Origin of the sequence: Actinosynnema sp. NPDC023794, assembly GCF_040639675.1 — a bacterium.
In the GTDB taxonomy this organism is placed as follows: Bacteria; Actinomycetota; Actinomycetes; order Mycobacteriales; family Pseudonocardiaceae; genus Actinosynnema; species Actinosynnema luteola.
On sequence record NZ_JBFAFR010000035.1, the window covers coordinates 12,233 to 24,508 of the forward strand.

Annotated in this window: 11 protein-coding genes; 2 read left to right on the plus strand and 9 right to left on the minus strand. The window is 68.5% G+C overall.

What is annotated here, in order from left to right; translation table 11 throughout:
- Positions 1–6: 6 nt before the first annotated feature.
- The 4 genes from AB0H12_RS38975 to AB0H12_RS38990 form a co-directional block, all read right to left on the minus strand.
- Positions 7–2,199 carry a peptidase domain-containing ABC transporter gene (locus tag AB0H12_RS38975; RefSeq protein WP_499629994.1) on the minus strand — a complete coding sequence of 731 codons (2,193 nt, stop codon included), beginning with the start codon at positions 2,197–2,199 and terminating at the stop codon, positions 7–9.
- 456 nt (positions 2,200–2,655) lie between these two features.
- Positions 2,656–3,240, minus strand: coding sequence for a TetR/AcrR family transcriptional regulator (locus AB0H12_RS38980; RefSeq protein ID WP_499629996.1), 585 nt, complete (start codon positions 3,238–3,240; stop codon positions 2,656–2,658).
- Between the two features lie 54 nt (positions 3,241–3,294).
- Positions 3,295–4,224: an NADP-dependent oxidoreductase gene (locus tag AB0H12_RS38985; RefSeq protein WP_499629998.1), complete on the minus strand. Its 930-nt coding sequence runs from the start codon at positions 4,222–4,224 to the stop codon at positions 3,295–3,297.
- 129 nt (positions 4,225–4,353) lie between these two features.
- Positions 4,354–5,052 carry an SDR family oxidoreductase gene (locus tag AB0H12_RS38990; protein WP_499630000.1) on the minus strand — a complete coding sequence of 233 codons (699 nt, stop codon included), beginning with the start codon at positions 5,050–5,052 and terminating at the stop codon, positions 4,354–4,356.
- A gap of 149 nt (positions 5,053–5,201) precedes the next feature.
- Between AB0H12_RS38990 and AB0H12_RS38995 the strand changes: the two genes are divergently transcribed.
- Complete coding sequence (locus tag AB0H12_RS38995; protein WP_499630002.1) at positions 5,202–5,774, plus strand: TetR/AcrR family transcriptional regulator; 573 nt, start codon at positions 5,202–5,204, stop codon at positions 5,772–5,774.
- 55 nt (positions 5,775–5,829) lie between these two features.
- Here the strand turns inward: AB0H12_RS38995 and AB0H12_RS39000 are convergent, their stop codons facing one another.
- Positions 5,830–6,696 (minus strand): alpha/beta fold hydrolase, encoded by an 867-nt coding sequence (locus AB0H12_RS39000; protein WP_499630004.1) that lies wholly within the window; start codon positions 6,694–6,696, stop codon positions 5,830–5,832.
- A gap of 487 nt (positions 6,697–7,183) precedes the next feature.
- Here AB0H12_RS39000 and AB0H12_RS39005 point away from each other — a divergent pair, with 487 nt between their 5' ends.
- Positions 7,184–7,546 (plus strand): hypothetical protein, encoded by a 363-nt coding sequence (locus AB0H12_RS39005; protein WP_499630006.1) that lies wholly within the window; start codon positions 7,184–7,186, stop codon positions 7,544–7,546.
- On the opposite strand, the gene AB0H12_RS39010 is transcribed toward AB0H12_RS39005, so the two are convergent.
- The 4 genes from AB0H12_RS39010 to AB0H12_RS39025 form a co-directional block, all read right to left on the minus strand.
- A complete protein-coding gene (locus tag AB0H12_RS39010) occupies positions 7,524–9,170 on the minus strand; it encodes a GMC oxidoreductase (RefSeq protein ID WP_499630008.1) in 1,647 nt (548 codons plus the stop codon). The two genes, AB0H12_RS39005 and AB0H12_RS39010, sit on opposite strands and share 23 nt — an antisense overlap.
- The gene (locus AB0H12_RS39015) at positions 9,167–10,075 is read right to left on the minus strand and encodes an alpha/beta fold hydrolase (protein WP_499630009.1); all 909 of its coding nucleotides are present in this window, start codon (positions 10,073–10,075) and stop codon (positions 9,167–9,169) included. Before AB0H12_RS39015 ends, AB0H12_RS39010 begins: the two co-directional genes overlap by 4 nt.
- Positions 10,076–10,163: 88 nt before the next feature.
- On the minus strand, positions 10,164–10,757 hold the full coding sequence (locus tag AB0H12_RS39020) for a maleylpyruvate isomerase family mycothiol-dependent enzyme (RefSeq protein ID WP_499630011.1): 594 nt from the start codon (positions 10,755–10,757) through the stop codon (positions 10,164–10,166).
- A gap of 118 nt (positions 10,758–10,875) precedes the next feature.
- The gene (locus tag AB0H12_RS39025; protein ID WP_499630013.1) at positions 10,876–12,267 is read right to left on the minus strand and encodes a wax ester/triacylglycerol synthase domain-containing protein; all 1,392 of its coding nucleotides are present in this window, start codon (positions 12,265–12,267) and stop codon (positions 10,876–10,878) included.
- Positions 12,268–12,276: the final 9 nt, after the last annotated feature.

The following is a 12,276-nucleotide window of genomic DNA, read 5'->3' on the forward strand; positions in this document are numbered from 1 at the left end:
CGCCGATCAGACGCTCACCCCGTCGACGGGTTCGGTCGTGCCGAGTCGTCCACGCCGCAGCGGCAGGGTGCGGTCGGCCATCCGCAGCGTCTCCTGGCGGTGGGCGACCAGGATCTTGATCATGGGCAACGCCCGCAGGTTCTCGAACACCCGCCCCTCGTTGAAGGGGTCGAGGTTGCTGGTCGCCTCGTCGAGGACCAGGACGTCCGGTCGTTTGTAGAGCGCCCTGGCCAGGAGTATCCGCTGGCGCTGGCCACCGGACAGCGTGGAGCCCATGTCGCCGCACGGCGTGTCGAAACCCAGCGGCATCCGCTCGACGTCCTCCGCGACGCACGCGATCTCGGCGCACCGCCGCATGTGCGCGAGGTCCGGCGCGGAGTCCGCGAAGCAGATGTTCTCCTTGATCGTGCCGCCGACCAACTGATCGTCCTGCATGACCACGCCGAGACGGCCGCGGTACCACCGCCGGTCCTCGTCGGTCAATTCGCTGCCGTTGACGACGATCCCGCCTTGGGTGGGCGTCAGGAGCCCGACCAGCACGCGGATGAGCGTGCTCTTCCCGGCGCCGGAGGTGCCGGAGATCGCCAGCGTCTCACCCCGCTCGACCTTGAACGAGCACGCCACCAGGACCGGGCTGTCGAGCGGGGAGTAGCTGAAGCCGAGGTCACGCAGTTCCAACGACTCGATCTGGCCACGACCGTGCGCGTGGCCCGGGTCCGGCTCGGGCTTCGCGCAGATGACGTCCGCCAGTTGGTCGAGGTGCGGTCGCAGCAACGCCACCTCGGCCAGCTTGTCGATCAGCGCGTACGACCGGCTCTGGAACAGCACCTTGAAGCCGTAGAACGCGAAGAGCATGCCGAGGCTCCACTGCCCGCCGATCACCATGGCGGAGCCGAATCCGATCGAGGCGATGTTCTCCACGCCGGCGATCAGCGCCCGGGCGGACGTGCTGAGCGCGACCAGGCGCTGTACCCGCGCTTCGCGGTTGGAGGACTTGACGAGGTAGTTCGACCATGCGGACAGCCTGAACGGCTCGGCCACGAACATCTTGACGGCCTGGATGCCCTTGATGGTCTCGTGCAGGTATGCCTGCTGGCCGATGTTGTGCTGGAGCAGCTCGGTCTCGGCATCGAGCTGCCGGAGCGCGACCTGGCGCCGCATGACGGCGTACAGCGCGAACGCGCCGGCGGGGATCAGCGCGAGACGCGCGTCGTAGGCGAAGAGGATGACGATGGTGATCAGCCCCATCGCACCGTCCACGATCGCCTCGATGGCCGCGACCGACAGCCTGGCCTGGATCTCGCGGACGCTGCGGAACCTGGAGATCACGTCGCTGATGTAACGCGCCTGGAAGAACGCCATCGGCAACGTCAACAGCGTGGCGTAGGCACGGGCGAGCCAGTGCTCGGTGAAGCGCAGCCCCAACCGGGTGAGCATGAGCGACCGTGCCAGGGTGAGCGCCCCGTGGACCACGACGACCGCGCCGAAACCGGCCGCGAGCACCGGCAGCACGCCCGTGTCCCCGATGCGGACCGCCCTGTCGATGACCGTCTGCAGGTAGAACGGGGCGACCAGCGCCGCCGCCTCGACGAGGCATGCGGAGAGGAAGACGGCCAGCATGACCCCGCGGATGGCCCGGAGCGGCGACAGGAGCGCGCGGAAGCCGAACCGGGTTTGCGTTGGCAGCGGCTGCCAGGAAGCCGGGGCCTGGAGTTCCAGCGCGACCCCGGTGAAGTGCTTCGAGACGTCCGAGAGCGGTACCCGCCGCGGTCCGGACGCGGGGTCGACGACGTGCGCGTACCGACGGTCGGCGGATTCCAGGACCACGAAGTGATTCATGTCCCAGTGGAGGATGCACGGCACCGCGAGTTGCCGGAGCTGCTCAAGCTCGGCTTTGACGGCGCGCGGCGCCATGTCCAGCGCGGACCCCATCGCCACCAGGTCCGCGATGGTGGTGCCACGAACCGAGATCGGGAACTTCTCCCGAAGGCCCTGGAGCGTGACCTCGGTGCCGTGCCACCGCAGCACCATGGCCAAGGCGGCCAGACCGCAGTCGGTCGCCTCGGTCTGGTGGACGACCGGCACCCTGCGCCGCGGGCGGAGCGCGGTGCGCAGGAACCGGTGGCGCGGCTCGCCCAGGTGCCGCTCGGCGCGATGCCGCAGCGCCTCGGCGCGGAAGAGGTTCTGGAGCGAGATCATCGATGGGGTACCGGGCCGGTGGGGCGGGCGCTGCACCGCGCGGCGGCGTCCTCGGATCGCACCAGCCTCGGCATTGGCTCCTCCTTGATCCCGGGCACACCTGGACGCCGACTTCGGAGCATAGGGACGGGCGCCGAACCGCACGTGGAGAAGGACTGGAGGTCTCGTGAACCACGCACCTGCGGTCCCTGAGGTTCACCCGGGCAGTGGAGACCGAACCTCGCGCAGAAGGCGGTCCAGTTCTTCCCGCTCTCGGTTCCGTCCGAGCAACTGGTCCTTCGCAGCTTGTGAGAGGCGGCCGTCGTCCACCGGTGTCCCCTGGTGCGGGTCCCTCTGGCGGAGGAGCTCCGTCCTCATCCTGTGGAAAGGTGATCGGCGAGATCACCAGGACGCAACCGGACGCGGTCGAACATGCGCCGCTGTAACGGACGCTGGGTCCTGGAGGGCCCGGACGCCTCAACTCTGCTGCACGGTGTCCAGCAGTGCGAGGGCGTTCTCGATGCCTTGGTCGAGGATCGCGTCGGCGAGCGGCCGGTCGGATAGGGCGCGGGAGAGCTGCAGTGTGCCGACCATTCCGGCGTAGATGCTGAGCGCTGTCAGGCGTACCGACTCCGGGTCTTGTGGTGCCAGTCGGGCGGTGGTGTCGTCGATGACGGCCAGGACGCCGTCGGTGTACGCCTGCCTGGTGGCGTCCGTGCAACGGCCGATCTCGTCGAGCAGGGCGGCGGACGGGCAGCCGTGCCCGGGGTTGTCGCGGTGCTCAACCGAGAGGTACCGGCGCACGATCTGCTCGACTCCCGCACGGCCCGGTCCCGGCTCGCGCAGGCTCTCGCACTGCCCGCGCAGTTCGCCGGTGATCACGGCCGTGACCAGGTCGTCTTTCGACTCGAAGTGGGTGTAGAAGGCACCGTTGGTCAGCCCTGCGTCCGACATCAGCGTCGAGATCCCCGAACCGTCGATGCCGTCCTGCTTGAACCGGCGGCCGGCCGTCTCGACTATCCGCAGCCTCGTCGCCTGCTTGTGTTCCACCGCGTACCGCACCGGACACCTCACCCGTCAGGGGGTGGCTGTTCGCCGACCCACCGGATCCCGGTCTCACACCACCTTGACGACGACCTTGCCTTTCACACGTCCGCTTTCGACGTAAGCCATGGCCTCTTTGGTCGATTCGAACGGGAAGACGCGGTCGACCACCGGGCGGACGATCCCGGAATCGATGAGCGGGGCGATGTCGCGCAGTTGATCCCCGCTCGCCCTCATGAACAGGAACGAATAGCCGACCTGACGGCGTTTCGCCTCCCGCCGGACGCGGTAGCTGAGCACGCCCGTGGCCGGCCGCAGGATCCACGGCGAGCCGAGGTCCTTCGCGAAAGCCGGGTCGGGCGGGCCGGAGATCGAGATGAGCTTTCCGCCGGGCTTGAGCACTCGCAGCGACTTCTTCAGCGTCTTCTCGTCCTGACTGTGCAGGACCACGTCGTAGTCGTGCAGGACTTCTTCGAAGTCCTCGTTGCGGTAGTCGATCACGACATCCGCGCCGAGGCTCTTCACCAGATCGACGTTCCTCGTGCTCGTGGTCGTGGCCACCGTCGCACCGACGTGCTTCGCCAACTGGATCGCGAACGTGCCCACCCCGCCGGAGCCGGCCTGGACGAAGACCTTCTGCCCCTTCTCCAGGTTCGCGATCCCGATCAGTGCCTGCCACGCGGTCAGGCCGACCAGCGGAACGGAGGCCGCTTCCTCCATGGAGAGCGTCTCGGGTTTGAGCGCCAGGTCTTCTTCGTCCATCGAGATGAACTCGGCGAACGTGCCGATCCGGCTCTGGTCCGGTCGTGCGTAGACCTCGTCGCCGGGCTTGAACCGCCGTACCCGGGATCCGACGCGGACCACGACACCGGCCACGTCATTGCCCAGGACGATCGGCAGGCGGAAGGGCAGGATGAGTGTGAACGCGCCGTCCCTGATCTTGGAATCCAAGAGGTTGACCCCGGCGGCGTGCACCTGGACAAGCACGTCGTCCGGCCGCACCTCCGGTTCCGGCATCTCGCCGGATCGCACGTTGTCGCCGCTGCCGTAGCGGTCGAGGATGAACGCCTTCATGATGATCGACCCTCTCTGATTGTCGCTGAAGTGGAGCGGCTTCAGGCGCCGCTTCCGTCAGGGGAGCTGGGGGTAGATCGCCGAGACGCCCCCGGCCAGTGCGGCCTGCGCCTGGCGGGAGATGTCGTCCGCGACGATTTCGTAGGCGCCGGCGGCGATGCCGTCGATGGCGATCCGGGCGATGTCCGCGGGGTCGGACTTGTCCGCGGTGACGCCCGCGGCCATGTCGGTGTCCATGTAGCCGACGTGCAGTCCGGCGACCCGGATGCCCTGGTCGGCGAGCTGCACGCGCAGGGCGTTGGTCAGCGACCACTCGGCGGACTTGGCGGCGCAGTAGGCGCCGACCTGCGGGAAGCTGATCCAGGACCGGCCGGACAGGATGTTCAGGATCGCACCGCCGCCGTTGGCCGCGATCTGCGGGGCGAAGGCCCGGACCATCGACAACGTGCCGAAGTAGTGGGTGTCCATCTCCAGGTGGACGTCGTCCAGGTCGCCCGTGAGCAAGTCTGCGGCAGTGCCCGAGCCGGCGTTGTTGATCAGGACGGTCACGTCGCCGGTGGCCTTGGTGGCGGCCTCGACGGAGGTGGGGTCGGTGATGTCGAGCGCGATCGGCTTCGCGCCCGGGAGGTCGACCCGGTCGGGGTTGCGGGCGCCGGCGTACACGGTGGCACCGCGGGTGAGCAGCTCGGCGGCGAGCGCCCGGCCGAACCCCCGGTTGGCTCCGGTGACGAGGGCGGTGACGGCAGTGATGTCCATGGAAAGCTCCTTCTGGAGGGGGAACGAGGATCGTCGAATCGACCGCGCGGCCGGTGCTCACGGCCGATTGTCTGCCGATGGTAATATTATGTACGTCAGATAATGGCCTGGCAGTGTGACGGCGCTGCCGGAGCGGATGGGGGAGCCAGGTGGCGCGTTACGGCAAGGAGCACAAGGAGGCGACGCGACAACGGATCGTCGAGACGGCCGGCCGCCGGTTCAAGCAGGACGGTATCGACGGCTCCGGTGTCGCCACGCTGATGTCGGACGCGGGGCTGACCAACGGCGCGTTCTACGCCCACTTCGCGTCCAAGGACGACCTCGTCGCCACCGTCGTCGCCGACCAACTGCGCACCCAGGCCGCGAGGTACAGCACGTTGACACCGGGCCTCGCGGGGTTGGAGGAATTCGTCCGCGAGTACCTGTCGCCCGAGCACCGGGACAATCCCGCCACCGGGTGCCCGTCCGCCGCCCTGCTCGACGAGATCGGGCGCTGCGCGACCGGGACCAAGCAGGCCTACACCGACGGCGCATTGGCCATTGTGGACGGAATCGCTGCCCACCTGGTTCCGGAGGACCCGCGGTCCGCACACGGGAAGGCGCTCGGGCTGTTCACGATGGTGGTGGGAACGATGCAGCTCGCCCGCGCCATGTCGGACCCGAAGCTCTCCGACGAGATCCTCGGGCAGGGCATCCGGAACGCCCTCGCCTTCATGGCCTGAGCGACGCGCGTAGCGCTCGGCGCCGTGGCGGACTGGACAACCGCCTGCTTCGGTTCTACCGCTTGAGGAATTCGAGGGCTTTCTCCACGAACTGGCCGTGGAACTGGAAGATGCCGCCGTGGCCGGCGTCGGGGTAGATGACCAGCTCGCTGTCCGGCAGTCGGTTGGACAGGTCGACCGTGTTCTTCGTGGGCACCATCCTGTCGTTGTCGCCGTTGACGACGAGCACGGGCTGGCGGATGACGGAGAGGTCCTGCGGCCGCGCCAGTCCCCACTGGTGGATGGCCGTGAGCTGCGCGCCGTAGGACTTGATCGAGATCGTCTTGTCCCGGTTCACGGTGCGCTCCTTCAGGCGCGCCAGGAACTCCTTGCCCGCCCGACGTCCGTTGGCGGTCCTGGAGAAGAAGAGGAACTGTTTCGGGTCCTGGAGCGTGAACAGCCCCCGGATGGTGTCGAGGTGCGAGAGCCGGGTGACGTTCTCGATGCCCTCGCCACCGGCGGGCCCGGTGCCGGCGATGATCATCTTGCGGACGAGTTCGGGGTCGTCCTGTGCGATCACCTGGGCGATCATGCCGCCCATGGAGAAACCGAGCAGGTCGATCCGGGTCAGACCCATCGCCCGGATGAACGTGACGGCGTCCTCGGCCATCGCCTGGATGGTCTTCGGGGTCGAGCCGGTGGACGCGCCGACGCCCCGGTTGTCGAACGTGATGACGCGGTGCTCCGCGGCGATGCCGTCGACCACTCGCGGGTCCCAGTTGTCCAGCACCGCAGCCAGGTGGTGCAGGAAGACCACCGGGATGCCGGCCTTCGGGCCGAGTTCACGGTAGGCGTAGATCACGCCGCCGGCGGTGACGGTACGGGTCGGCGCGTCCTTGTGCGACGTCACCACGTCGGTTCGGGCCTGTCGTTCGTCGTTCATGGTCATGTCCTCAATGCGCCGCCGTGGCGGCCGGTCGCGTCGCGCTGCCAACGATAGAATTATGACCATAATTCTATATGGAGCGCAAGTGCCACACCCGGGCAGCGGTGACCCGGCCGAGCTACGGCGGCAGGGTGCTCCGGGGTGACCCCCGTCGGGCAGCATGCCGAGCTCCGCCGGGTGAAGTCCCGGTCCTGGAGCCGGCGAGGTCACTCGGTCGCGGGTTGTGTCCGTGATCCCGTTGTCGGGGCGTCGATGTCGTGACGGCCCGGATCGGACAGTGGGTGGTGGTGTGCGGTGGATCGGGCCTGTCCCAAGTCAGGTTCTCGCCGCCGTGCCAGCCTCGAAGTTCGAGTGTGGACGAGGGAGGCGGATCGTGGCGGCCTTGTGCGCCCGGGATGTGCTGACCGATTGGATGGGACTGTGGACCGAGGACGCCACCTGCGGCGCCCGCGGAGTCCATCCGGGACCTCCTGCGGTGGGTGGGTTGAGGTTCGCGTTCTACGGCCGTACCTCGACCATCGAGCACCAGGACCCGGAGACGTCGCGGGCGTGGCAGCTGGAGGTGTGTGAGGTCCTGGTCGCCGGGCATGGGCGGATCGTGGCGCACTTCTTCGACGCCGGCAGGCCGCGGCGTGATCGGTGGCGGGATGAGGTGATGCTGGAGGAGGCTGTTGACGGGGTCGTCGGTTCGGAAGACCACCGCAACCGACACCGGCCCCACCAGGCTCGTGACCAGCTACCACCCGAAGCTCGGCAGCACCCCACCGCGGTACACGACCTCGACACCCACCGACTGCACCGCACCCCCATCCCGGGCGGCATCCTCAACGAGTACACGCGCGAGTGAAGTCGGCGATGATCTCGTCGAGACAACGTTCGACTACTGCCGCGATGGTCAATGCCGGGTTGACGGCCGCTGCGGAGCCGGGCATGAGGGCGCCGTCGAGGCAGTACAGGCCGTTGTAGCCGCGCAGCCTGCCGTAGGCGTCTGTGCTTCTGCCAAGTACGACGCCGCCGACGGGATGCGCGACGACCGGGTGGGTCGGCTCGCCCGGTATCATCGGGCGTCCGCCGGGAACATAGCGTGCGACGTGGCGGACAAGGGCGTTCACGGCCTGTCGAGAAGTTGTGTCGTACTCGGCCTTCCACTTCAGCCTGGTCTTGCCGTCGGCTGTCATCGTCCATTGTCCGAAGTGGTCGGAGATGCCCATTCCGAGGCAGGTGAGGAGCCCTGAGCCCACGGGGAAGGGCATGGGCGAGTGCATCACGCCGGCTGTGCCGTCGGAGTTGCGCACGAGAACCGCCGGAGGGCCGCCCTGTGGTGCGCCGATCGGTATCAAGGATGTCCTGATCAGGGTCAGATGATCACCGTTGGATCCCCAGCCCTTTCCGATGGATTCGTGCAACCGCGGCAGGGCGCCGGTCTCGCGTGCGGTGAGGAGGATTCGCGGTGTGTGGACCCCGGCTGCGAGGATCAGTCTGTCGCAGACGAATGCCAGGCGCTCGACGGCTGTTCCATCCTCGTCCAGGCGCTCGGCGATCACGCGGTAGAGGCCCTTGAGATCCTGGGACACGTGGGTCACCCGGTGGAGTGCGCGCACCGTGGTCTTGCCGGATGCCTCAGCCCGTGCGAGGTATGTGCGGTCCACGCTCAGCTTCGCGCCACTGTTGCAGCCGGTGAAGTGGTACTGGCCGATCACCGCCGAGGCTGTCTCGGTGCCGTCGAGTTCGCCTCGGACGGTGTCGAAGTCGTAACTGCTCACGATGGCCTCTGTCGAAAGCCCTGACCGTTTCGCCGCGAGGCTCCACAGGCGGTTCGAATCATAGGGCGTCCGGGCGAGCAGGTCGTCGGGGAACGGGGCGGCCACCAGGCGCTTGCGCGCCCGGGGGTAGTAGACGCGGTCGAGCTCGTCGTAGTTCAGCTCGGCGGGGAACAGGCGCCGGAAGGGGTCGGGGCGAGGCTGGGCGAGCACACCTCCGTAGACCAGCGTTCCACCGCCTACTCCCGCGCCGCTGAGGATCACGACGCCGTCCTGGGTGTTCACGTCCAGCAGTCCGGTCGAGCGCGGCAGCGCCGCCGAGAGTGTGCGACGGAGCACGGACAACAGAGGCCCACGTGCCGGCGGCAGGGGGGTGGAATCGTCCTCCAGCCACACGAGTCGGCGGTCCAGGGAAGGGAAAGCGGGAAAGGTGCCGCCGTCAGGTGTGACGGGCCAGCGCCGGCCGCGTTCGAGGACCAGGTTCTCCACGCCGGCCTCGGCGAGGCGGAAAGCCGCGATGCTCCCGCCCAGGCCCGACCCGATGATCACGACTCCGTGCCGTTCCTCGCGTTCGGTCTGCGTACCGCCGGTGTACGTCGGCGCGGTGCTTCTGACGGTTTCCGGGACGTGGGTGCCGCCGTCCACCCCGGCTTCCGGTGCGTCCGGTGTGCCGTACGCCTGCGTTTCGTCGTTCAAGGTGTCGTCGTTCATGGATGTCCTCCTGTGTCGGCGTTTGCGCGACCGTTCGGCGATGTGAGGTCCAGGTCGTCGCGGACGAAGGAACCGAGTGCGTCCACGAACTCGTCGTGGCTGTCCAAGTAGGACACGTGACCCGCTCCCGCCAGGACGGTGAAGCGGCCGGCCGGGAGTCGACGTGCCGCCTCCCATCCCTGCCACAGGGGGAAGAGCTGGTCGAAGCCACCCCAGATCACCAGGGTCGGCACGTCGATCTCGTGCAGGCGGTCGGTCACGATGATGCTCTCGCGCTGGCCGGTGATGCCGCCGCACGCCCGGAACACCTTGAGTGAAGTCCGCAGAGCCTGTCGTGACCGGGCCAGCCGGAACTGGGCCACCCAGGTTTTCGCGGGGATGCGCCAGGGCTGGCGCAGCAGCAGGTTGCTCGAGAGGGTGAGCACGGCGGCGACGCCGGGCAGAGCGACGAGGGCGGTTGCCATGTCGGCCGCGCGCGCGGGCAGCAGGCCCAGCGCGAGGGCCACCGGGTGGACTGCCCGGCCGAGACCGCAGGCGTCGACCAGCGTCAGTCTGCTGACCGCAGGTGGATTCAGCAGGGCCAGTTCGGCTACCACGAGGCCGCCGAAGGAGTGGCCCACCGCGATGACGGAATCCACTTCGATAACTTCGAGGAAATCCGCGACGAACGAGGCCACCGCGGTGGGGCTTACATCCGGCCGCGGGCTGGTGCCGCCCAGGCCGGGCAACGACAGCGCGATGGCCCGGTGTGTCAGGGCGAGTTCGTCCATGACCGGGAACCAGTCCTGGGGGTCGGTTGCGACACCGGGCACCAGCAGGACCACCGGGCCTTCTCCGACCTCGTAGAAGAGGACGGAGGTTCCTCTCACCAGAACACGCCGCTTGGTCGGTTGCTGGTCGTTCATGCGGTTCCTCCTCAAGCTGTGTGAGACGGCCGCGGAGCGATGCCCTCGCCGCTCGGGATCCTGGACAGAGCAAGGTGTATCGGCACGGTCAGGTGAAGATCAGGTCGTCCGTCACCGAATCCCGCCCGGCGAGCCACATCCCCAGGGCCTCCCTGGTGCCGCGGACCTCCCGCGCGCACGGTGAGCGGGCCCCGATCTCGGGATATCCGTCCGTGGGCACCACCCGGTACCGCAGGATCCTCAGGTTGGCGGTCAGGCTCAGCAACGCTCCGTCCCAGAGGATGAATGTGGGCACGGTGGCCGGGAGGTCCGTGCGCAAGCCCAGTCCCCGCACGATGTCCTGGTGGTGGATTGCGAGATCACCAAGGGTGATCACAGCGCCGATTCGGCTGGACAGGGACGGCTGGTCCGCCCACATCCGGGCGCGTTCCATCAATTGACCCCGCTGCAGCCGGCGGGCCCGCTCCACCTGTTTTCGGTTGGCGGCGTGAAGGAAGGGGCCGTAGGGGAGGTAGGAGGCTGCGAAACTGTCCACAGCCAGGAGGTGCCCGAGGATGTCCCGGGGAGACCACTCGGTGCACAGCGTGCGACCGGATTCGAATGCGTCATCAGACAGCTGGTCCAGGGTGGCGATCAGGCGGCGCCTCTCCGCGCGCAGTTGCTGTTCCAAAGGCAGCCCCACTGCTCCAGCCTCCCTGTCGGCTCGTCGGTTCGTCGGTTCGTCGGTTCGTCGGTTCGGGGGGTCTCGAATCTCGGGCCGCATCGCGACGGCGGTTCTCTCCCGTCGCGTGGCGGGCCGGTCACCCGGTGATCAGTTCGTGCAGGCTCTGTTCCAGGCAGTGGTGGAAGAGGCCGGTGTCCGTGACGGCGGCAGGGTCGAGGTTGGTCCCGATCGCGCAGGTCCCGTCGTGCGAGGCCATCGATATGTTGGCCGCGGCACCGCCTCTGGGAGCCCAGGCCACGGCGTTCACCACGTGGGCGCCTGCGGCGTAGGTGGTGCGGGAGAACCCGGGAACGCTGGTGACCACGATGTCGACCGCGCTCCGCAGCACAGGGGGCAGGGCCAACCGGTGGACGAGGCCGGGGACCCAGGACCCGAGGTCGGCCAGCGTGGTGTACACGTCCCGGACAAGGGCGCCGCGTGCCTCGGTGATCGCGGAGTGCACGGCGGCCATGCGCGCCGAGGCCGGCATGTCGCCGATCGGCCCCGCGATGCGCACCGAGGCGACGATGTTGCCCGCGCCGGTCTCGAAGGGTTTGCGTATGTTCACCGGCACCAGAGTCGGCACACTGCTGCGGCTTACCCCGTGGTGCGCGTGGTAGCGGTGGAACGCGCCCAGGACCGCAGAGACGTAGGCGGACGTCACGGACACACCGGCGGCTTTACCGGCGTCTTTGAGATCCGTCAGGGGAACGGTGACGATGCCGCAGCAAATCGCGGAGCTGCGCTTGCGCAAGAGCGGCGACGGTGTGACGGGCTGGAGCAGTTGCGCGGCGGCCCGGCCGGCGAGGCGGGCCCGGTCCCCGGTGGCGCGCGGTGTCGTCAGCCACCGCACGGTCTCCCGCAGAAGGGTCCTCGTGCCGTCGGTGACGCCGTGGGCCGCGGAGGACAACGGTGGACGCGCGATGGGGGCCGTTCGCCGGGCGGTGTGCTCGTCGTGGGGCGGCGGCCGGCGGGGGGTGGCTGTCGGTGCGGTGTCGGGGAGCATTCTGTTCATGACCGAGACGATGGTGACCGCATCGCCGATGCTGTGGTGCCACTTGAGGAGGATCGCGCCCTGGTCCTGTTGGTAGTCCTCGACGAGGGTGGCCTCCCAGGGCGGGTGCAGGGGGTCGAAGTCCGCGTTGTTGCGCCACTCGACGAGTTCGAGGAGGTCGCGCGGGCCGGCCGGCTCCGGGAGGCGCATCCGGTGGACGTGCCGGGTGAGGCGGAAGTGCGGGTCGGGCACCCACGCCGGGGTTCCGGCTCGTACCGGTGTGTCGGCCACCCGGTGGGTGAGCCGGGGGAGTCTCGTGACGATCCACTGGCAGCCGTCGAGGAACGTGTTCCAGTCCGGTGTCCTGTCGAGGTACCAGAGCCAGGTGACGTGTGGACGGGTCAGGGGGTTGGTCCCCATGCGCCAGAAGAGCGTGTCGGTGCCGTTCATCGGGCCGGGCGAGGACCACCCGGCTATCGCCGGGGTTCCGTGCATGGTCGTTCC